This is a genomic window from Rhizobium sp. BK060 (genome assembly GCF_014193145.1).
Lineage (GTDB): Bacteria > Pseudomonadota > Alphaproteobacteria > Rhizobiales > Rhizobiaceae > Rhizobium.
Genome location: NZ_JACHYW010000023.1, coordinates 39,543 through 59,938, shown reverse-complemented (window position 1 = coordinate 59,938; position 20,396 = coordinate 39,543). Strand labels below are relative to the sequence as shown.

Sequence of the window (20,396 nt, the reverse complement as noted above, 5' to 3'; positions counted from 1 at the left end):
GATGAAACTCTTCGAAGACAAGATTTCGTCGGCAGCATCCCGTGTCAGGATCGCGCTGGCTCTGAAAGGGCTCGACGTCGAGCGTGAGACAATCGGTATCCTCGGTGCCGATGCCATCAATCGCAAGCCCGACTATCTGCAGGTCAACCCGCAGGGGCTCGTCCCAGCTTTGCTGACGGATGAAGGCGTGCTCCTGACGCAGTCTCTCGCCATTATCGAATATCTCGATGAGCGCTACCGCGAACCTCCACTCCTGCCCGGAAAGCTTGAAGATCGCGCCTTTGCGCGGACAGTCGCCTTGGCGGTCGCCGCGGATATCCATCCGCTTCTTCCGCCCCGGGTGACTGCCTACTTAGGGGGCGTAGACCTCAGCACCGAGGACATCGCCGACTGGAGTCGCCACTGGATCCGCGTCGGACTGACGGCAGTCGATGAATTGCTCGCGCGGCGTCAGACAGGTCGATATGCCGCCGGCGATGCGCCGTCGCTGGCCGACATTTGTCTTTTCCCGCAGGCGGTGAATGCCGAACGGATTGGCCTTTCGCTCGACCAGTGGCCTCGCATCGCAGCGGTTATGGCCAGACTTCGGGAGATTCCCGCCTTTGCCGACAATGGCCCGGCCCCCCGAACCTGAGCGTCCGTGAGCTGAACATTCACCTCAGGTCGCTCAGTTATGGCCGAATGTATACCAATGTATCTCTCGACCTGATCCCTACACCGGCATTCAATTCCCGCCATCGGGCACACATTGGATATACACGCGTACCGGCTTTTATGAATGTCTTTAACGCAATCTGGAGAACATCGATGGCTGAGGAAATCAATCAACAGCGACGGCGGTTCATGGGCGTGGCGGCCCTGACTGTCGCTGCCGTGCAACTGGGCGCCATCGGGACGAGCGTTGCACAAGCGGCGACGCCGGCTGCCGTCCGCATTCCCACAATCGCGCCAGGCACCAACACGTCCTTCGGCACAATCAAGCAGATCGATGCAGGCCTGCTCAACGTCGGTTATGCCGAACTTGGAGCGAGCGACGCGCCTCCGGTCATTCTCCTGCATGGCTGGCCCTACGACATCCACACCTATGTTGACGTCGCACCGCTGCTTGCAGCGGCCGGATATCGCGTCATTGTGCCCCATCTGCGTGGCTACGGCACGACGCGATTCCTCTCCGAGAAGACGATGCGCAACGGTCAGCAGTCTGCAATTGCTTCCGATATCGTCGCGCTCATGGATGCGCTGAAGATCGAGAAGGCGCTGATCGCTGGTTGTGATTGGGGAGCCCGGACGGCCGACATCATTGCGGCTCTTTGGCCGGAGCGTTGCAAGGCGCTGGTTTCCGTTAGCGGTTATCTCATAGGCAGCCAGGAAGCCAACAAGGCGCCGTTGCCGCCGAAGGCCGAGCTTGCCTGGTGGTATCAGTTTTACTTTGCTACCGAACGCGGTCGGGAAGGCTATCAGCAATACCGGAGCGAGTTCGCCAAGCTCATCTGGCAGCTTGCGTCACCGAAATGGAATTTCGACGACGCGACGTTCGACCGCAGCGCCGCCGCCCTCCAAAATCCCGATCACGTCGACATCACCATCCACAACTACCGTTGGCGCATCAGCGCGGCCGAGGGCGAGCGGAAGTATGACGAGTTCGAAGCGCGGCTGGCCAAGTTCCCGGTCATTGGCGTGCCTGCTATCACGCTGGAAGGCGATGCCAATGGGGCGCCTCATCCGCAGCCGGAGGCGTATGCCAAGAAGTTCTCGGGAGAGTACGAACACCGGCTGATCACCGGCGGTATCGGTCACAACCTGCCACAAGAGGCGCCGCAAGCCTTTGCCCAAGCCGTGGTTGACGTCGATCGCTTCTAATCGTTTTCCCGGCGACAGCGCGGCGGTTGACCGCGACGTCCTCCGATTTCACTTTGGTTTGAATTCTGCGGTGTTCGTGGCAAATCCTACCAACCGCAGCTGTCGGCCCATAACCGCTGTTGGAGTAGTCTCGACGGGCCTATGTATCCCCGAGATCGCCAACAGGGAGGACGTTCCGCCGGGATTTCTTGATGGCGTACCGCGAGGTCGCCTGGAGCCGGAGACCGTCATCCGTCTCCTCAGGGACGTTGCGATGAGGACGGATATCGTCGGCTTGGCCATCACCTGGTACATCTCAGGGGACGCCATCCAGAAACGGCAGTTCTTGGCGGGACTCCCTGATACGCGGATGACCGTTGTTGAGCGGCGGCGGCCGTCAAGGGTTGCCGCTTTTTCCACAGTGCCGACGGTGCGTAATTCAAGCCGCCGTTTGATTGATGGCGATTTCGGCCACAAGGCCGCCGCCGTCCCGATTGCGCAGCGTCAGCGATGCACCGATCGCGGTCGCCAGCTGTACAGCAATGGCGAGGCCAAGCCCGGTTCCGCCGGTGTCGCGATTACGCGACTGCTCAAGGCGGAAGAATGGCTTGAGGACGGCTTCCAGCTGGTGATCGGGAATGCCGGGCCCATGATCCATCACCCTGATGACGATGGCCTCGTCGGCCCGACGTTCCACTTCGATCTCAGCGCTGCCGCCGAACTTCAGCGCGTTGTCGATGAGATTGGCCAGAACGCGCCTCAAGGCGTGCGGCCGTGTCATGATCGCGCCGCCACGCATCTCCGTTATCGCAACGTCCTTGCCGGTGTCCTGATAATCGTAGACAAGGCTCTCGATGAAGGAAGACAGGTCGATGCGCGAGGCTTTCTCGACATTGCCATGGGCGCTGCGAGCATAGGCGACACCTTCCTTGACGAGGCGTTCGATCTCGGCGAGATCCTGCATCAACTTGTCTCTATCACCGAAATCCTCGGCCATCTCAGCCCTGAGCTTCATACGGGTGATTGGTGTTTGCAGATCGTGCGATATGGCCGCGAGTATCTGTACGCGCTCCTCGAGATATTGGGCGATGCGCTCGCGCATTGCGTTGAAGGCGGTTGCGGCATAGGCGACTTCGCTTGGCCCTGTCTCGCTGAGGCGAGGGGCCTTCACATTCGGATCGAGCGTGTCCGCGGCTCTTGCGAGATTGACGAGAGGGCGAATGGCCTGGTGCACGGCAAACCAGCTGCAGAGCACCAGCAAGGCGAGTTGTGTGACGAGCACATAGGGCAGCCAGTCGGCGAGAGGCATGACGCCAGCGGGATTGACGTCGATCGTCAAGGGCGTGCCATCGCTGAGGGCCAAATGCGCCTGGAGGCGAAAGTTCGGGCCGGGGATGGTTTCGACCGTGATCGGATATTTCGGCCCGATCGCCGCCCGAATTTTGGCGGCAAGTTCGGTGCTGCGCGCGTCGAACGCGGGCTGTCCCGGCAAGCCCGGCCCAAGAACAAATCTGTAGCTTCCCCGATCAAGGCGATCGAGCCAGTCCGCGCGCTCATCCGGTCGGAGGCGATCAAGGATGGCGATCGAGGTCGAGATATCGTTTTCGAGGGTGTTGAACATCACCGACTTTGCCGCCGTATAGCGCTCGAAGAACAGCACCGTGAACGACATGGCATGCGCGATCGCGAGACCCGCAAGCAGGATAAGAAATAGCCGCGCTCCGAGAGTGCGCGGCCACAGACGAAATCCATTCAGAAGGGCGTGCGTCGCCATCAGCGGGCCTCGGTGATCTCGATCGGCATGGAAAAGACATAGCCCTCGCTGCGGACCGTCTTGATGTAGGTCGGCTCTCGGGCATCGTCGCCGAGGCGCTGGCGGACACGGCTGACGAGAAGGTCGATCGAACGGTCGAAAAGCTCAGCGTCGCGGCCCTGCGTCAGGTTGAGAAGCTGGTCGCGGTTGAGCACGCGCTGGGGATGGTCGATGAAGACGCGCAGCAGGCGATATTCGGCGCCGCTGAGTGCGATCACCGTCCCATCAGAATCGACGAGATGGCGTGCCGTCGTGTCGAGCTTCCACTTGCCGAAGCTCAGCAGCTGGCCGGCTTCCGACACCTGCAGATTGGGGGGCAACATCCGGGTGCGCCGAAGGACAGCCTTGATGCGGGCCAGCAATTCGCGCGCCGAAAATGGCTTGGCGAGGTAGTCGTCCGCACCCATCTCGAGACCGATGATGCGATCCATTTCGTCGGTGCGGGCCGTCAGCATGACGATGGGAATGGCCTTGTGTCGGCCGGCACGCAACTCGCGGCTCAGAACGAGGCCGTCGTCGCCGGGCATCATAACATCCAGGATGATGAGATCGACTGAATTTGCTTCGAGGAAGGAACGCATATGCCGCCCGTCGGCAACGGCGGTGACGCGCAGGCCATTCTTCTGCAGGTAGCTCGATACGAGCTCCCTTATTTCGCGATCGTCATCGACGATCAGGATGTGGTCGATGTGCTCCATCGCGCGATCTTCCTTGTTGCACTGTTAGTGACGCCCTTGATGTATCCGCCGTATGTTTGCGGCATCCGGGCTTGCATGTTGCCGTATCCTGCGGTTCGTTGGATACATTCGGATACAATGTCTGCATTTTGAAAGGCTGTCCGATCGAACCCATGGCGGGCCGGCAGCCGAAGCCGCGATCACGAGTTCGGGCGGTGATCGCCCTCTTTGATTGCGACGTCTATCAAAGCACATTCCAAATGGCGAGGTAGATCAATACAAACTTCGATGTCGATAATGACCCGAAAGCTGCCGTCGACGGCATTCTCTGCAATATCGGAGTTCCGTCGATAGTGCGCTTCGCCGCTCTATCAATGGCTCATCAGCAGGGGAACAGTGGCATGCGACAGCAGGCGATAGGTGACGCGGCCGAGAAGCAATTCGAGCAGATAGCCGTGCTTGAACGCGCCGATCAGAATGCAGGTCGCGTTCACCGATGCTCCAAAGTCGAGAATCGTGTTGCCGACCGAGCGGCCTGTTGACGAGGTCACGACGATCTCGGCATCGAGTCCCAGCTGACGGCAGATTTGCCTCGCGGTGGTCTCGTAGTGCCTGTTCGGCTTGTCGTCGACGCAGAGGACGGTGATGCGGTTGGCGGCAAGGAGCCAGCGCCTTGCTGCAACCATTGTGCGCCGCGCGTGGTCATGCGGCTTCCAGCCGATCAGGACATGGTCCAACAGACGTCCGCGGTAGCCACCGGCCGGTGGGACGAGCACAAGCTTGCCTTCATGAAAAAGGACATTGTGAAAGACATCACGCGCATCGAGATTGCCCCTGTAGGGCGCGATGACAAGCGACGCATTCTGACAGACGTCGCCCACGCAGCGGCGCAGGTCACCCTGGCAATCGCCGAGCACTAGGCTTTGCCGGTGAGGAGCGCCGAGTTTCCATTCGCCGAAGAGCCGCTTGACGTGCTCGAACCGCTCGTGCGTCGATCCTTCCTCGAGGTCCCGCAGCATCTGCAATTCGATTTCCTCAGCCGACACAAGCATCGCCAGTGGGTCGGCACCGATATGTACGGCGGCGATGCTATCCTGCACGGCATCGGCCGCGTCGTCGGCCAGATCGAGGCAGGACTGTGCCGAGGCTGGATCGGGCAGCAGCACGATAATATCGGCATCCTGGGTGAGGTCACGAACGTTACGCGGCGCTGCGCCTGGGCTAGGTGCGTTGAAGCCTTGTGACCGATTTTGGTGATCGCTGGTTGTCGTGGTCAAGCTGGCCCTCCTTCTTGGATCGGCCTCGCAAAGTTACTCGGGAATAATACGCCAATATGGTCGTTGTTGAAATCGTCTCGGCAGACGAAGGCCGACCTATTTGAGAATTCGTCGGCTGGATGAGCGTCGCATCATAGGCTGCGGGATATCGATGGTGATGTTTCTGGCGGTCTTGCGCCCTGATCGCGACCTGTTAGAATTTTGGGTTGCCAAGCTTTTGTGTTGGCTGCATTTTTGGGTTCCCTCTGGCTTGTATGCGGTGCGCGATGGAGAGGACAGTTGTCTCTAGGCTGAGTTACGGCGCGGAGCCCGGATTGCGCTTCGCCCTGCTCTTGGATGGGCAGGGCGGCTGCAGGCAGCTGGACATTGCCCAAGCACGACGATGGAAGCCGGACGATGGGATCATCTGGCTGCATTTGGAGCGAGACCATGCAGCGGCGGCCGATTGGGTCAAGGGGGAAAGTGGCCTCGATAGCTTCGTGACGGAAGCGCTTCTGGAAGAGGAGACGCGGCCGCGCGTCGAGCCAGTCGACGATGGCCTGTTGATCATCCTTCGCGGCGTATGTGCGACTGCGCCGGACGAAGAGCCGGAGAAACAGACCGACATCGATCTCGTGCCGCTTCACATGTGGGTCGACGCCAACAAAGTCATCTCGCTACGCGACAGCGGCCATTACATCACCGCACTTCGCGACATTCGCCTGGCGCTAGAAAAAGGCAAGGGCCCGCATCGCACCGGGGATCTTTTGGCGCTGATCGGCGACAAGCTCGTCCGTGACCTGGAGCCCGTACTAGACTCCATGGATGAGGAGGTGGACGAACTTGACGAAATGATCTTTCACGGTGAGGCAAGCGAGGTCCGCGAGCGCCTCAAGCTCTTGCGCCGGCGCTCCGTGCAGCTTCGCCGCTACCTTGCGCCGCAACGCGATGCTTTGAACCGCATCGAGCATGATGACGCACCATGGCTGTTTGAACGCGACAAGCTGCGGATGCGCGAGGTGATCGACAAGCTGATGCGCTTCATTGAATACCTCGACGCTATCCGCGACCGCACGGGCATCCTGCACGACGACCTCTCGACGGTGATCAGCGAGCGCATTGCGCGCAACTCCAACCGGCTGGCGGCGCTGGCGGCGCTGCTGCTGCCGCCGAGCGTGGTGGCCGGCTTGTTCGGGATGAACGTCGGAGGCATTCCGGGGGTCAACGACACCTGGGCGTTCGTCATCATCGTCGTGTTTGTGACGGTCACATCGGTAGCGACGCTCTGGCTGCTTCGGCGGATCGGCTGGCTTTAGCCAGCCATCCGCCGTCCCGTAATCCCTTGCCGTCAATTGGCTGCGAAGCAGTAGAACAGGCCGTCACCTCCGGTCCCGTTGAAGGCCTTGACCGTGCAGCCGCCGCGTGTCGCGTGCGAGGAATTCCATGATTTGGCTTCCGCGGAGTCGTTCAGGCCCGTTCGGTCGCTGTGACCTACGATCGCGGCACCCTCTTCGCCGCCCATCGTCCAGTTGCCGCATGTTTCCGGCGCGGCAGTACCGTCGGCTTTCGAGCCGGTCAGGATGTCGTGTCGGTTCGGCGTATCGCCGCGGCCACTAATGACTTCACCCTTCTCGTTCAGGGCGGTCTGCTTGGTCAGGTTGTTTTTGTCGCTGTGCAGCGAGGCCACGTCGTCGGCGACTTTTTCGCCCTTGGCGTTGTGCCACGGCCCGGAACCGATGCGATCCTTTGCGTTTTCAGCGTCGGTAGACAGATAGGCTTTCCAGGTCTTGCCGGTCACGCCGGCGGCCGTGGCAAGCGTATTGCAGTATGCGTCGGCACCGGCGAGGCCGCCAAGATCGCCGCCCTTGCCCGGATTTACACTGGTCACGAAGAAGCTCATGGAGGTGTCTTGAGCATGGACCCCAACTGCTGAAAAGGCCAAAGCGGCCGCGATATAGGCAAACCTACGTCTCATGGCGTCTCTCCCTGGTTGAAGTTTCTAGCGAGGCGAAGCGTATTGCAGGTAAGTGCCGGCGTAAAATCGAAATCGCGTGATGGGTCACTGTAGCTGGATGGTCAGAAGCTGGATGGTCTGAAGCGGCTACGGCCCCATTACCCTGGGCTTCGACTTCATTTCGCGGTGCGTCGCCGATGTGCGAGCCTTACCCCAGGCTTCAGTCACGTCGCCGTGATTTCAACCAAGCGTTCTTGACAATGAATTCGCGCGGCAAATATCTGTGATCTCTGGCTTCAGACGCAAGGCCCAGCTCAGCATGATCGACACGCGCTTTTCGACTGCTTTACAGATTGTCATCAGTGTGGCCGTCAACGACGAGGCAAATCTGCGCACCACAAGCCGATCACTTGCGCAAGGGCTCGATACAAGCGCCAGCTTCGTGCGCAAGCTGCTGTTGCCGCTCAATGAAGGCGGCATCCTCGCCACCGCCCAGGGCGGCAAGGGCGGCATTCGCTTGGCACGAGCGCGCGACCAGATATTGCTCAGCCAGATCTATGCTGCCGTGACTGGCGACAAGAAGATCTGGGAGACCCGGCACGACATTCCGCATGAGGGCCTTGTGGGCGAGAATATCGGCGATCTCTCGGAGTTTCTTTGCGATCGAGCCGAGCAGGCCGTCGTCGACATGCTTGGCTCGGTGACCATCGAAGACAGCGTGGCGGAGCTACGCCGCCTCGAGGCGCAGAAAGCTGCCGGCCATCCGCAGCCGGTGGACGCCGGCCTCGTGCGCGATCGCCACGCCGCCGAATAGCTTCATCCTCAAAATGAAAGGGGCGGCCCGGGCAGGGAACCCGAGCCACCCCTCCTAACTGATCGGAGGTCAATCTGATCAGAAACGTCAAGCGCCGCGCCGCGCTGCCTCGCCGCGCAACTATAGCCGCAGAGAGAGGCGAAAACGCGGCGCCGCTTCTGATTAGAATGCGCGCTGGAGGCGGAAGAAGCCCGACGTTACGTCGTTGCCCTGGTCCGGATCGAGGTAATTCACGGTCGCCTTGGCATAGAGGTTGTCGACGATCTGATAGTCAACCGTCAGACCAACCTTCCAGGCGTCGTTGTTGTCGTTGAAATCGCCAGCGACGATGCCGTAGTTGCCGTAGTACTGGGCGGCTGGGGTGATCTTCAGCTTGTCGGTAGCGTTGATGGCGTATTCAGCGGCGATAGCCCATTCGGCAGCCTGATAGTAGGAGTTCGGGCCGCTGGAGTAGACGCCTGCGAGGCCGAGGGTGCCTGGGCCGATAGCGACGGTACCCATGGCGCGAACGGCGCCTTCTTCGTTGTCGGTGTCGTAGCCGGCCGTGATCTGGTAGCCGAATACGCCGGCCTTGCCGCCGATGCCGATTGCTACGCCAACGTTGTTCGGCTGTTCGCCGGCGCTGTAGTAGCCGTCTTCCAGCTCGTCAACGCTGATGCCAGCGTAGAAGTTGTCGGCTTCGTACTGATAACGGATCGAGTTATGCAGCGTAACCTTGCTGCCGATGTCGTCCGTTTCGCCAGACAAGCCATCGTCCCACCAGCTGTAGAACAGACCGGCGCGGATGCCGGCGATGTCGATGTAAGCCGAGTCGAGCTTTGCGATCTGTCCGGACGCATTGTCGGCATTTGTCTGAAGAACGATGACACCCGTCAGCGGACCGTATTCGGTGTCGCTCTTGGCAGTGAACTGGAGCTGACCGCGGGTAACGGCATCCCAGTCAGAGGTGCCGGAAGTGGAAGCGCCGCCCGTTACAGCATTAGGGGAAGCGTTGACTTGGAATCGGATGTAACCGCTGATCTTCAGGCAGGTTTCCGTGCCCGGGATGTAGAAGTAGCCGCTGCCGTAAGCGTCGCAGACGCGGACGTATTCAACCGGTTCCGGTTCAGCAGCAACGATAGCGTCAGCAGCCTGCGCGCTCGAGACAGCAGCCAAGGCTGCCGCCGAGCTCATGAGGATCATCTTAATGTTCATAATCAGTCCAATCTTCTGTCGATTGGGCACAGGTCATCATTGCCGAAGCCGGCTCTACCTACCCCAAATTGTTTCGTACAAGCCCTTGCGGGAAACGCGGTACGTCCGCGGCGCCAAATTACATTTCCGATTAAATGTATCAATAATAGATACAGTCAAAATTGAGTTTTGCTGCAAGGCGGAAATCCGGTGTTGCACAAAGGCAACTGTCGATTCTTGCGCAAGGATGCGTTTGCTACCGCAGGCTATAACTGATTGTTACTAAACACGTTTTTGTAGTTGATGTTATCCGGATAACAATGTTGCGCCGCAGCATTTCGTCATGCGGTTGCGTACATCCTTTCTTCAGTCGCGTGCCGGAATCATCGTAAAGCGCGCCTCATTGGATTCGCTTTATCTGTGAGCGCGGCCACCACGGGATCACCGGAGTCGAGCCTGAGAACGCCATGCTCGTCGATCAAGTATTCCAGCAGATTTCTCAATCCATCACTGAAGTGCCGGCTCGCCTCGGCAGCCTCGTCGCTCGCAAGTATCGTGGAGCCGATGATTCGAATGCCGAAGACGTTGATGGTTTCGTCGGTTCGCGTCAGCGCGCAATTCCCGCCATTTTCGGCAGCGAGATCGACAACGACCGTTCCCGGCCTCAGCCGCGAAAGCATGTCCTCGTCAAACAGTACGGGGGGAGTTTGACCGGGAATCACGACGTTGGTCGTGATCAATTGCATCTTGGACAGAGGAACGGAAAGCTCGTGGCGAAGCCGTGCCAACTCCGAGGACATGCCGAGGAATTTGGCACCGAGCCGTTCGATTTTCTCCTGCGAATCCTTGGCAAGGCTGAAGCCATGGGTCAAGGCGCCGAGGCGGCGCGCGGTGGCCAGTGCCTGCAGGCTTGCAGCGTCGCTGCCCAAAGCGGCCATTTTGACCGGCCGGACAAAGCTTCCGTCCACCATCAGCATCGGATGCGAAATGCCGAACTGCCTGGCCGCTTCCAGTACGGCGGCGTGGCCGGTAATTGTTGCCTGCCTCGATGAAATGTCCGCACCCTTGATGCCCTGCATCCCGGCAAGCCTGGCAACGTCGAGATGGAGCGGCCGTTGTCCAGCTGGCACACCGGCCACCGGTGCTGCGTTCGAGCCAAGGAAAATCAGAACCGCTGTCGCTGGGAAAATCCGCGTGGCTGCCGGTTGTCGCACACTGACGAATATATCCGATGAGGACACCATGTCAGCGAACTCGGCGGGCTCGGCCCCCGCGACGATATAGGCGTCGTCGGCGTGGCCAGCGCCGACGCCGCAGCCGCGCTCGAAACGAATCGACATACGCTCGGAAAGGCGCCGCACATCGTCCGGCGTCAACGCAACGCGACGCTCACCGGGATGTGTTTCCCGAAGCAGCCCGGCGCGGACGCGGATAAGGTTAGACATTCATCGCTCTGGAAGAGGGTAAATCGAACTGTGGCGCGCGAGCGATATAGGCTGGTTCTTCCATAGTTTTATGACAGTTTTGTAATTTTGATTTGGGCAGTTTCGCGGGCTTTCCCTTTTCGCAACTGTTGGTAAGCCCTTCATTTTACAGGATACTGTTTGCAGCTTGCATGAGCGATGTCGAATAAGGCTGTTCGCAGTGCGAGATCAGGTTTTGCCTGGAGGCATTTGGATGTAATGGTCAGTCATGAGGTGCTTGGCTGCTGGAGGCATTGGTGAATTTCTATTCGGTTTATGATCAAGGTTTTGTCCGCGTTGCGGCCTGTACGCCGAATTGCGAGATCGGCGATCCCGATTTCAATGCACAGGCAACATTGGAGCTGGCGCGCCAGGGACATGCCGAGGGCGTTGGCCTCATGGTGTTCCCCGAACTCGGGATCTCGAGCTACGCGATCGACGACCTTTTGGGGCAGGACGCGCTTCTCAAGGCTGTGGATGCTGCGATCGCCGAGGTTGTCCGCGCAAGTCGCGATCTCACGCCGGTACTTCTAGTCGGTGCGCCGCTGCAGACCGGCGGGCGGCTCTACAATTGCGCTGTCGCCATTCATGCGGGCCGTGTCCTCGGTGTCGTTCCGAAGATGCACCTCCCGAACTATCGCGAGTTCTACGAGAAGCGCTGGTTCGCGTCCGGACGAAGCGTCCGCGGCGAAAGTATTCGTGTCGCCGGCGAGAAGGTGCCATTCGGCACGGATCTCATCTTCGCAGCCGAGGATATGGACGATTTCATTTTCCATATCGAGATTTGCGAAGATCTCTGGGCTCCGGCGCCACCAAGCGATTTCGGCGCGCTGGCAGGTGCGTTGATCCTCGCCAACCTTTCGGCCAGCAACATAACGGTTGGAAAGGCCGACACGCGCAAGCTTCTGTGCTCGGCGCAATCGGCGCGCAGCCTGTCGGCCTATGTCTATTCGGCCGCCGGCCCGGGCGAATCAACGACTGATCTCGCATGGGATGGTCAGGCCTGCATCTACGAACTTGGCAGCCTCCTTGCCGAAACCGATCGCTTCCCGACGACGTCGCAGATGTGCGTGGCAGATATCGATGTCGAGCGGTTGCGGCTCGAGCGGTTGCGGACCGGCACGTTCAATGATGCGGCGACGCTCAACCTTACGGCGGGGTATGAATTCCGGTGGGTAGCGTTCCAGTTCAGGAAGCCGAAAGGCGATATCGGCCTGAAGCGCGACGTTGCGCGCTTCCCCTTCGTGCCGGCTGATGAAAGCCGCCTCGATCAGGATTGCTACGAAACATTCAACATCCAGGTGCAGGGGCTGATGAAGCGGCTGCGCTCGACGGGCATCAAGCGGCTTTGCATCGGTATTTCGGGCGGTCTCGATTCCACCCATGCGCTGCTCGTTGCGGCGCGCGCCTTCGACCAGCTCGGCTGGCCGCGCTCAGACATTCTTTGTTTCACCATGCCGGGATTCGCGACGGGCGACGCAACCAAGTCGAACGCCTGGGCGCTGATGCGGAGCATGGGCGTCACCGCGGAGGAAGTCGACATAAGGCCGTTGGCGCTGCAGTTGTTGAAGGACCTGAAGCATCCATTCGCAGGTGGCAAGCCGGTCTACGATACGACCTTCGAAAATGTTCAAGCCGGCCTGCGCACGGACTTCCTGTTTCGTGCCGCAAACCAGCGCAATGCGCTGGTGCTCGGTACGGGAGACCTGTCGGAAATCGGTCTCGGATGGTCGACCTACGGCGTCGGCGACCAGATGAGCCACTACAACGTCAATGCATCGGTGCCCAAGACCTTGATCCAGCACCTGATCCGCTGGGTGATCCGTTCCGGTGATTTCGATGCGAAAGCAAATGCGACATTGGAGAGTATTCTTGGCACGCTGATTTCGCCCGAACTGGTTCCCGCCGATGAGAACGGCGTCATGCAGAGCACGGAGGACAAGATCGGGCCATATGATTTGCATGACTTCGCGCTTTACTACACGACGCGTTTCGGCCTTCGCCCATCGAAGATCGCCTTCCTCGCCTACAATGCCTGGCGGGATGCCGAGGCAGGCGTCTGGCCGCCGCATTTCCCTGCCGACAAGCGCCGCAGCTTCGATCTGCCTGTGATCAAGCACTGGATGGAGGTTTTCCTGTTCCGGTTCTTTACGATCAGCCAGTTCAAGCGGTCGGCATCGCCGAATGGCCCGAAAGTGACGTCTGGCGGTTCGCTGTCTCCACGTGGGGATTGGCGTGCACCATCAGACGGTAACGCCCGGATATGGCTGAAGGAATTGAAAGCCAATGTTCCTGACGTAAAGGGCTAGGCCAAAGAGTGCCTTGCAAAAGCGGCGCATCGCGGCAGATAAGATCCAGGAGAACACTGAGGGAGCGGTGAAAAACGTGACGGATGAACCTTGTCCATCTGAAGATCTCCCCCGCTACGAGATCCGTCAGGAATTGCGTGGAAGGTGGACGATCATCGATACCTTGACGTCGCTGCCGGCGGCAACGGACGGAAGGGATTTCGTCGGCCTCAGCAAGAGGGATGCAGAGGACATCGCTCGCGAACTGAACCTCAGCGTCGCCCAAGGCCGCGATCCTCTGATCTGATCTCCGCGCCGCCCCCGAAGCAAAACTCGAACTGAGCCAACCCTTCACGTCATCCATTTCCGGTGCTCCGCAAAGCGTTCCGCGAGCAGGTCAATGAACAGGCGAACTTTCGTCGGCAGGTGACTGCGGTTCGGATAGACGGCGTTGATGCTGAACTCGACGGCGCGATAGTCGGGCATCATCGGGATGAATCTTCCGGAGGCGATGTCGTCGAACACAACGAAACTCGGCGCCAGGAAGATGCCCTGGCCCGTCGTCGTGAGGTGCCGTAGCGTCTCGGCGCTGTTCGATACGACGTTGCCGCCGATCTTCACGCTCGCCTGGGCGCCATCGGCGCCTTCGAAGCGCCACTCGTCTCCGTAGGGGTAGTAGGTATATTGCAGGCAGTTGTGGTTGGCCAAATCCGCCGGTATCTGCGGCATCGGATGGCTCTCAAGATAGTTTGGCGAGCAGACGAGGAGGTGCCTCCACGGTGTCAGCTTCCTGACGACGAGGCTTGAATCCGGCGGCGGCACGGTGCGGATCACCAGGTCGTAACCTTCCTCGACCATATCGATCATGCGCTCCCCGACATTCAAGTCGAGGGCGATCGAGGGGTAAAGTTCGAGATACTCGCTGACAACGGGCAACAGGAAACGGACGATGGCTGCGCTGGTATAGACCTTGAGCGTACCGCGCGGTGTCGAGCTCATCGCTCCGGCGGTGTTGTCGGCTTCCTCGAGGTCGGCCAGGATCTGGGCCGAGCGTTCGTAGTAATATTTACCGGTTTCCGTGAGGCTGACCTTGCGCGTCGTGCGGTTGAGTAGCCTGACGCCCAGCCTATCCTCCAGGGACTGCACGTGGTTGCCAACCATTGTCACCGACATGTTGAGACGGCGCGCCGCCGCGGAAAAGCCGCCGCACTCCACCACGCGACCAAAGACTGTGAGGCTTGTCAGCCTGTCCATTGCGTTCCCCGATTATCCGCTCTGAGTTGATGATCCTTCCTGATTTAAGCAGATTATCAGAACGCGTGTAACAACGCATTGTCCGTCTCATCGCGTTAGGCCTCGCGACGAGGCAAACCACTGGAGAAGGACAATGGTCGAATTACCTCGCAAGGAAGCGTTCGAGGCTGCCGGCGGCCCCGAGGTAGCACGGGTCACCGAAGCCCCGGCTGCGCCGGCCGCGGATGTCGCCCCTGCCGTCGAAGCCAAAGGCCAGAACAGCCGCAAGATCGTCAAACGGACGATCGTTGCGGCTGCGCTTCTTGCCGGTGTCGCGTTTGCAGTCGACTATGGTCATCACTATTGGACGGTAGGCCGCTTCATCGAATCCACGGACGATGCCTATGTGAAGGCTGACTATACGACGGTTGCGCCGAAGGTCTCCGGTTACGTTGCCGAAGTTCTTGTCAACGACAACGATGCGGTGAAGGCTGGCCAGGTGCTCGCCAAGATCGATGATCGCGACCATCAGGCCGCATTGTCCCAGGCCAAGGCCGACGTCAAGGCTGCCACAGCAGCCTTAACGAATCTCGATGCGCAGATCGAACTGCAACAATCGATCATCGGCCAAGCCAGGGCGACGATCGATGCATCACAGGCGACGCTGGATTTTGCCCGTTCCGATGCGGCCCGCTCGCAGCGGCTGATCACCAACGGCGCCGGGACCCAATCGCGGGCCGAACAGAGCCAGTCTCTTCGCGACCAGGCGCAGGCGGCGCTTCAGCGAGACCAGGCTGCACTGGTTGCCACAGAAAAGAAGATTCCGGTGCTTCAGACTGAGCGCGATCAGGCTGTCGCCCAACGCGACCGCGCAGCCGCTGCCCAGCGTCAGGCAGAGCTCAATCTTTCCTACACACAGATCGTTGCGCCGGTTGACGGCACCATTGGCGCCCGCACCATTCGAGTCGGACAGTTTGTCACTTCGGGCACACAACTGATGGCCGTCGTGCCGCTGCACTCCGTCTATGTCGTCGCCAACTTCAAGGAAACGCAGCTGACCAACGTCCGTGCCGGGCAGCCTGTCGAGGTCAAGGTCGACAGTTTCCCCGATGTGGAAATCAAGGGCCATGTCGACAGCATTTCGCCGGCGAGCGGATTGGAGTTCTCGCTGCTGCCACCTGACAATGCGACCGGTAATTTCACCAAGATCGTCCAGCGCATCCCGGTCAAGATCGTCATCGACGATGAGGCAATGAGCGGTTTGTTGCGCGCGGGAATGTCCGTCGAGCCCGAAATCGACACCAAAGCCGCCACCCGGTAGGTCGTCCTCTGCGGGAAGGATTATCCAGCCTGACTGGATGATCCTTCCCTCCTTTCCCGAATTATCAGCCGAACCTCGTCATGAGATTGTTTTCCGCAGAGCCGGAAGGAGAAACGTCATGGCTACTCTTCAGATCGTCGCCAACAATTCGAGCCGGTATCCTGCGGCCACAGCGGCTTCGAAGCCTGCTGTCGCGATGAGCGCCTTGCGCATGTGGAGCGCGGTTGTCGGTTCGACGCTCGGCGCGTTCATGGCCGTCCTCAATATCCAGATCGTCAACGCTTCGCTCGCGGATATCCAGGGGGCGATCGGCGCAGGCAAGGACGATGGCGGCTGGATTTCGACTTCCTACCTCATCGCGGAGATCGTGGTTATCCCTCTCAGCGCCTGGCTCGCTCAGGTCTTTTCTGTGCGTAAATATCTTCTGACCAACGCCGTTCTCTTCCTGATATTCTCGGTCGCCTGCGCTTTCGCAACGAACCTCCAGCAGATGATCGTGCTGCGTGCTATCCAGGGCTTTGCTGGCGGTGTCCTGATTCCGATGGCGTTTACCATCATTATCACGCTGCTGCCCAAGCCCAAACAGCCGATCGGTCTGGCGCTCTTTGCGCTCTCGGCGACCTTCGCTCCGGCCATCGGGCCTACCATCGGTGGATATTTGACTGAGAACTTTGGTTGGCAGTTCATCTTCTACGTCAACCTGGCGCCCGGCTTGCTGATGCTGGGAATGCTCTGGGCTTCGCTCGATCGCGCTCCAATGAAACTGGGCCTGCTCGCCAAGGGCGATTGGCCCGGCGTCATCACCATGGCAATTGGCCTTGCCGCCTTACAGACGGTGCTGGAGGAGGGCAACAAGGAGGATTGGTTCGGATCGGACTTCATCGTCCGGCTGTCGGTCATCGCTGTCGTCTCGTTGACGCTGTTTCTCATTATCGAGCTGAAGACGGCTCATCCGCTCCTAAATCTCAGGCTTCTCGTTCGTCGCAACTTCGGCTTCGGCATTGTGGCGAACGTCCTTCTCGGGGTCGCCCTTTATGGCTCTGCCTTCGTTCTTCCAATCTATCTGTCGCGCATCCAAGGGTACAACTCTGAACAGATCGGCATGGTACTCGCCTGGACGGGCATCCCGCAGCTGCTGTTGATCCCGCTGGTACCCCCTCTGATGAAACGCTTTGACGTCCGTCTACTGATCGCGGTCGGTTTCTCGCTGTTTGCCGCGTCGAACTTCATGAACGTCCACATGACCGGAGACTATGCGAGCGATCAGCTCTTCTGGCCAAATGTCATTCGCGCCGTCGGACAGGCGCTTGTGTTCGCGCCGCTCTCGGCCATCGCCACGGCAGGCATCGAACAGGAGAACGCGGGCTCAGCTTCCGCGCTCTTCAACATGATGCGCAACCTCGGGGGCGCTGTCGGCATCGCCAGCCTGCAGACCTTCCTGACCAAGCGCGAGCAGTTTCACTCCAACATCCTGACCAACTCGGTCAGCGTTTTTGAAGAAGCAACACGGGATCGCGTCGCAAAACTGACGGCCTACTTCATGAACCACGGTGTCAGCGATCAGGCCGTTGCCACGCACAAGGCCGTCGTCGCCATCGCGCTCAAGCTCCGCAAGCAGGCCAATATCATGGCCTTCAGCGACACATTCTTTCTGCTCGGTGTCGCATTGCTCGTCGCACTGCTTGCAACGCTCCTGCTGAAGAAGCCGGGCCATCTGTCCGGGGGCGGCGCCCACTAGCGCCTCCGCCCGTTTCAGGGAGAAATGCCATGAACCGTATCGTCCAAATGGAAGAAACCGAAACTCGGGTGATGAGGGGCGACCGCGCAGCGGGTTCCACCGGCTCTCTGCTTTCGTTGATCGAGTGGCTCTCTGGCGATGAATGCCACGCCGTCGATGAGCCCGGTCTGATCTCCGCCCTTGGTCGCCGCCTGCGGGTGCTTGGTCTGCCGATCGATCGCTTGACGCTTCACCTCATGACGCTTCATCCGGAGCTTATCGGCCGAACGCTTGCCTGGGCTCCGGGCGATCCAGTCGAGATTCACGATCGCGAGCATGGTGTGCGCCAAATTTTTGCCAATAGCCCGCTGCGCAAGGTCATGGACAGCCGTGAGCCGCTTGTTGTCGGGTCTGGCGACAGCGCCCACGGACGCTGGCAGGACATCGATGTCTTTACAGGTCGTGGGCTCCAGCAATTGATGATCGCGCCGCTCTGCAATGCCGATGGGCCAGTGAGCGCGGTCGCCTTCGGTACCCGGCGGGCGGGCGGCTTCACGCCAGCTGAAATCCAAGTTCTGGAGCGGATCCTGCCGGCGTTGCGCAACACCTGCGAGCTGCGGGTGATGCGTCAGGTCGAACTCAGCCTGCTCGATACCTATGTCGGCCCCCTGACGGCCCAGCGCATCCTTGCCGGGCAGATCCGACAGGGCGAAATCGAATCCATTGAGGCAGCGCTGCTGCTTTGCGACCTGCGTGGCTTTACCGAGATATCGAACCAGCTCCCCAGCGACAGGGTGCTCGAGTTGCTGAACGCCTACTTTGACAAGGTGATTCCACCCATCACGCGCGAGGGGGGCGAAGTGTTGAAGTTCATGGGCGATGCGGTTCTTGCGTTCTTTCCAGGGTACGATGCGGGCCGCAGCAGCGCGTCGGCATTGATCGCGGCCAGGGACATCCTGCGTGAAATTGACGGGTTCGAGTTCGACGAAATTGCTCTCAATGTCGGCATCGCCCTGCACCACGGCGAAGTCAGCTACGGAAATATCGGCTCCGGCCGTCGCCTCGATTTCACGTTGATCGGCCCCGATGTGAATCTGGTCAGCCGCATCCAGACGGCGTGCGGAGATCTTCGCGTCCCGCTCCTGATGTCCGACACTTTCCGGAAAGAGGCGCGGGCCCAAGCCGTCTCGGCCGGCTGGCACACACTCAAGGGGTTCACGCAGAAGGTGGAGCTATTTTGCTTGCCGGAGCCGTGAATCTAGCCGAGGCTCCCGGCAAAACGCTCAGCCAGCCGATCCTTCTGGAAGCGGTCGGTGATGAAGTCGATGAAGGCGCGGGTCTTTGCCGGCAGCAGGGTCCGATTTGCATAGTAGAGGGAAATCGGCCCGGCATCGGCATACCAGTTCGGGATCAGACGGACGAGCTCGCCACGTTCGAGATAAGGCAGGGCATCTGCGGTCGCGATCATGGCAACGCCAAGACCGAAGAGGGCGAGATGACACATGGCCACGGGATCGTTGACAACGATCTCTTCGGACAGTGCGGCAGGCATCTCTTCGCCGGCGACGTTGCGCATTACCCATTGACGGACACGGCCAGTGCTGCTGGACCGCATGACGATTCCGTCGAGCGCAGAAAGCTTGGCCGGATCGAATGGCGGGACGCGATCCTTCATGTATACAGGGGAGGCGACGGCAATGAGATGAGCGGGCGCAAGCGTGCGCGCGATGACACCGGCCGTCAGCTCGAAACCGCCACCGATCGCGGCATCATAGCCTTCGGCAATGAGATCGACCGGGCGGTTCTCGAACATCCATTCCGGGCGAACAAGCGGATAGCGTTTCAGGAAATCCGGAAGCAACGGCAGGACATAGCCGGTGCCAAAGGCCGGGCTCATGCTGATCTTGAGAACGCCGGACGGTTCGCCTTGATCCGTTGTCACGGCAGCAATAGCACTCTGCAGGTTTTCCAGATCATCGCGGATGGCGGCGAAGAAGCGTTCACCGGCTTCGGTCAGTGTGAGCTTGCGCGTGCTGCGCTGAAACAGGCGAACACCGAGATTGGCCTCGAGCGTCGCGACATTGCGGCTGACGGCTGCAGGCGTGATGGAAAGCCGGCGCGCTGCAGCGGAAAATCCGCCGAGTTCAGCGCTGCGGACAAAGGACTCCAGATTTGCCAGCGTTTCCATCGGATTTTCAACGGTTGCTTGAAACCGAGAAAGACTATTGCGCCGTGAAATCGAGCGCAAGCGCCGACATGTCTACAGCCGAGCGGAAGGCGAATATAAACTATATAAATAATAGCTATTTGTTGTGTGTTCACGCTTTTGGCGTTATTTGCTGAATAATGGGGATGGAGTACTGGGGGCGTAAGGCAAAAGAAAATGCTGACGAAAAAGGGAAAGTATGGTTTGAAGGCGCTGGTCGACCTGGCGCGGCTCGCGCCCGGTGAAACTGCCTTCATCAACGACGTTGCTTCGCGCAACAACATTCCGAAGAAATTCCTCGACACAATTCTCTTGGAATTGCGAAATGTCGGCATTCTTCGATCGAAGAAGGGCCCGGGTGGCGGTTACTCGTTGTCGCGCCCAGCATCCGAAATTCGGATCGGTCATGTTATCCGTACACTCGATGGCCCGTTGGCACCTATTCGCTGCGCCAGCCGAACGGCCTTTGAAGCCTGCGACGACTGTTCCGATCCCGAGAACTGTCAGGTGCGGCGCTCCATGACCGAGGTCCGGGACGCGATCGCCGACATTCTCGACAACATGACGCTCGAGCAATTCGTCGCATCCGGCAACAAGCTGGGCGATGCCGACGAAGAAGCGGCTCTCTCGGTCGCCAACTAG

The 20,396-nt window shown here is 59.7% G+C and carries 18 protein-coding genes; 10 read left to right on the top strand and 8 right to left on the bottom strand.

Annotation, left to right across the window (positions count from 1 at the left end; all coding sequences use genetic code 11):
- Position 1 precedes the first annotated feature (1 nt).
- Entirely contained in the window at positions 2-634 is a 633-nt protein-coding gene (gene maiA / locus FHT71_RS22790) for a maleylacetoacetate isomerase (RefSeq protein ID WP_132592985.1), read from the top strand.
- Positions 635-807: 173 nt separating this feature from the next.
- Positions 808-1,860, top strand: coding sequence for an alpha/beta hydrolase (locus FHT71_RS22785; protein ID WP_132592983.1), 1,053 nt, complete (start codon positions 808-810; stop codon positions 1,858-1,860).
- Between the two features lie 418 nt (positions 1,861-2,278).
- Here FHT71_RS22785 and FHT71_RS22780 read toward each other — a convergent pair whose 3' ends face one another.
- The 3 genes from FHT71_RS22780 to FHT71_RS22770 form a co-directional block, all read right to left on the bottom strand.
- On the bottom strand, positions 2,279-3,613 hold the full coding sequence (locus tag FHT71_RS22780; RefSeq protein WP_132592981.1) for a HAMP domain-containing sensor histidine kinase: 1,335 nt from the start codon (positions 3,611-3,613) through the stop codon (positions 2,279-2,281).
- Positions 3,613-4,350: a response regulator gene (locus FHT71_RS22775; protein WP_007791399.1), complete on the bottom strand. Its 738-nt coding sequence runs from the start codon at positions 4,348-4,350 to the stop codon at positions 3,613-3,615. The genes FHT71_RS22780 and FHT71_RS22775 overlap by 1 nt, the downstream gene beginning before the upstream one ends.
- A gap of 350 nt (positions 4,351-4,700) precedes the next feature.
- Positions 4,701-5,606, bottom strand: a complete 906-nt coding sequence (locus FHT71_RS22770) for a universal stress protein (protein ID WP_183722150.1) — start codon at positions 5,604-5,606, stop codon at positions 4,701-4,703.
- Positions 5,607-5,872: 266 nt separating this feature from the next.
- On the opposite strand from FHT71_RS22770, the gene FHT71_RS22765 reads away from it, so the two are divergent.
- Positions 5,873-6,901 (top strand): CorA family divalent cation transporter, encoded by a 1,029-nt coding sequence (locus FHT71_RS22765; RefSeq protein WP_132592977.1) that lies wholly within the window; start codon positions 5,873-5,875, stop codon positions 6,899-6,901.
- A 32-nt stretch (positions 6,902-6,933) separates the two neighbouring features.
- On the opposite strand, the gene FHT71_RS22760 is transcribed toward FHT71_RS22765, so the two are convergent.
- Complete coding sequence (locus FHT71_RS22760; protein WP_132592975.1) at positions 6,934-7,560, bottom strand: hypothetical protein; 627 nt, start codon at positions 7,558-7,560, stop codon at positions 6,934-6,936.
- 298 nt (positions 7,561-7,858) lie between these two features.
- Between FHT71_RS22760 and FHT71_RS22755 the strand changes: the two genes are divergently transcribed.
- Positions 7,859-8,353 carry an Rrf2 family transcriptional regulator gene (locus tag FHT71_RS22755; RefSeq protein WP_132592973.1) on the top strand — a complete coding sequence of 165 codons (495 nt, stop codon included), beginning with the start codon at positions 7,859-7,861 and terminating at the stop codon, positions 8,351-8,353.
- A 162-nt stretch (positions 8,354-8,515) separates the two neighbouring features.
- Here the strand turns inward: FHT71_RS22755 and FHT71_RS22750 are convergent, their stop codons facing one another.
- Together FHT71_RS22750 and FHT71_RS22745 are read right to left on the bottom strand one after the other, a co-directional pair.
- Positions 8,516-9,547 (bottom strand): porin, encoded by a 1,032-nt coding sequence (locus FHT71_RS22750; RefSeq protein ID WP_132592971.1) that lies wholly within the window; start codon positions 9,545-9,547, stop codon positions 8,516-8,518.
- Positions 9,548-9,909: 362 nt separating this feature from the next.
- On the bottom strand, positions 9,910-10,971 hold the full coding sequence (locus tag FHT71_RS22745) for an NAD/NADP transhydrogenase subunit alpha (RefSeq protein ID WP_132592969.1): 1,062 nt from the start codon (positions 10,969-10,971) through the stop codon (positions 9,910-9,912).
- A gap of 275 nt (positions 10,972-11,246) precedes the next feature.
- Here FHT71_RS22745 and FHT71_RS22740 point away from each other — a divergent pair, with 275 nt between their 5' ends.
- Both FHT71_RS22740 and FHT71_RS22735 read left to right on the top strand, forming a co-directional pair.
- Positions 11,247-13,298, top strand: a complete 2,052-nt coding sequence (locus FHT71_RS22740) for an NAD(+) synthase (protein WP_183722147.1) — start codon at positions 11,247-11,249, stop codon at positions 13,296-13,298.
- Positions 13,299-13,311: 13 nt separating this feature from the next.
- Positions 13,312-13,584, top strand: a complete 273-nt coding sequence (locus tag FHT71_RS22735) for a hypothetical protein (RefSeq protein ID WP_210294262.1) — start codon at positions 13,312-13,314, stop codon at positions 13,582-13,584.
- Positions 13,585-13,628: 44 nt separating this feature from the next.
- On the opposite strand, the gene FHT71_RS22730 is transcribed toward FHT71_RS22735, so the two are convergent.
- Positions 13,629-14,531 carry a LysR family transcriptional regulator gene (locus tag FHT71_RS22730; RefSeq protein WP_132592965.1) on the bottom strand — a complete coding sequence of 301 codons (903 nt, stop codon included), beginning with the start codon at positions 14,529-14,531 and terminating at the stop codon, positions 13,629-13,631.
- 133 nt (positions 14,532-14,664) lie between these two features.
- Between FHT71_RS22730 and FHT71_RS22725 the strand changes: the two genes are divergently transcribed.
- From FHT71_RS22725 to FHT71_RS22715, 3 genes are all read left to right on the top strand, one after another.
- Positions 14,665-15,831, top strand: a complete 1,167-nt coding sequence (locus FHT71_RS22725; protein ID WP_132592963.1) for an HlyD family secretion protein — start codon at positions 14,665-14,667, stop codon at positions 15,829-15,831.
- Positions 15,832-15,949: 118 nt separating this feature from the next.
- The gene (locus FHT71_RS22720) at positions 15,950-17,569 is read left to right on the top strand and encodes an MDR family MFS transporter (RefSeq protein WP_183722144.1); all 1,620 of its coding nucleotides are present in this window, start codon (positions 15,950-15,952) and stop codon (positions 17,567-17,569) included.
- Positions 17,570-17,616: 47 nt separating this feature from the next.
- The gene (locus FHT71_RS22715) at positions 17,617-18,804 is read left to right on the top strand and encodes an adenylate/guanylate cyclase domain-containing protein (RefSeq protein ID WP_245505526.1); all 1,188 of its coding nucleotides are present in this window, start codon (positions 17,617-17,619) and stop codon (positions 18,802-18,804) included.
- A gap of 2 nt (positions 18,805-18,806) precedes the next feature.
- On the opposite strand, the gene FHT71_RS22710 is transcribed toward FHT71_RS22715, so the two are convergent.
- The gene (locus tag FHT71_RS22710; RefSeq protein WP_132592957.1) at positions 18,807-19,736 is read right to left on the bottom strand and encodes a LysR family transcriptional regulator; all 930 of its coding nucleotides are present in this window, start codon (positions 19,734-19,736) and stop codon (positions 18,807-18,809) included.
- 195 nt (positions 19,737-19,931) lie between these two features.
- Between FHT71_RS22710 and FHT71_RS22705 the strand changes: the two genes are divergently transcribed.
- Complete coding sequence (locus FHT71_RS22705; protein ID WP_132592955.1) at positions 19,932-20,396, top strand: Rrf2 family transcriptional regulator; 465 nt, start codon at positions 19,932-19,934, stop codon at positions 20,394-20,396.

Coding starts and splice junctions, on each gene's coding strand:
- maiA (WP_132592985.1), top strand. CDS start 2: ATGAAACTCTTCGAAGACAAGATTTCGTCGGCAGCATCCCGTGTCAGG.
- FHT71_RS22785 (WP_132592983.1), top strand. CDS start 808: ATGGCTGAGGAAATCAATCAACAGCGACGGCGGTTCATGGGCGTGGCG.
- FHT71_RS22780 (WP_132592981.1), bottom strand. CDS start 3,613: ATGGCGACGCACGCCCTTCTGAATGGATTTCGTCTGTGGCCGCGCACT.
- FHT71_RS22775 (WP_007791399.1), bottom strand. CDS start 4,350: ATGGAGCACATCGACCACATCCTGATCGTCGATGACGATCGCGAAATA.
- FHT71_RS22765 (WP_132592977.1), top strand. CDS start 5,873: ATGGAGAGGACAGTTGTCTCTAGGCTGAGTTACGGCGCGGAGCCCGGA.
- FHT71_RS22760 (WP_132592975.1), bottom strand. CDS start 7,560: ATGAGACGTAGGTTTGCCTATATCGCGGCCGCTTTGGCCTTTTCAGCA.
- FHT71_RS22755 (WP_132592973.1), top strand. CDS start 7,859: ATGATCGACACGCGCTTTTCGACTGCTTTACAGATTGTCATCAGTGTG.
- FHT71_RS22750 (WP_132592971.1), bottom strand. CDS start 9,547: ATGAACATTAAGATGATCCTCATGAGCTCGGCGGCAGCCTTGGCTGCT.
- FHT71_RS22745 (WP_132592969.1), bottom strand. CDS start 10,971: ATGTCTAACCTTATCCGCGTCCGCGCCGGGCTGCTTCGGGAAACACAT.
- FHT71_RS22730 (WP_132592965.1), bottom strand. CDS start 14,531: ATGGACAGGCTGACAAGCCTCACAGTCTTTGGTCGCGTGGTGGAGTGC.
- FHT71_RS22725 (WP_132592963.1), top strand. CDS start 14,665: ATGGTCGAATTACCTCGCAAGGAAGCGTTCGAGGCTGCCGGCGGCCCC.
- FHT71_RS22720 (WP_183722144.1), top strand. CDS start 15,950: ATGGCTACTCTTCAGATCGTCGCCAACAATTCGAGCCGGTATCCTGCG.
- FHT71_RS22715 (WP_245505526.1), top strand. CDS start 17,617: ATGGAAGAAACCGAAACTCGGGTGATGAGGGGCGACCGCGCAGCGGGT.
- FHT71_RS22710 (WP_132592957.1), bottom strand. CDS start 19,736: ATGGAAACGCTGGCAAATCTGGAGTCCTTTGTCCGCAGCGCTGAACTC.
- FHT71_RS22705 (WP_132592955.1), top strand. CDS start 19,932: ATGCTGACGAAAAAGGGAAAGTATGGTTTGAAGGCGCTGGTCGACCTG.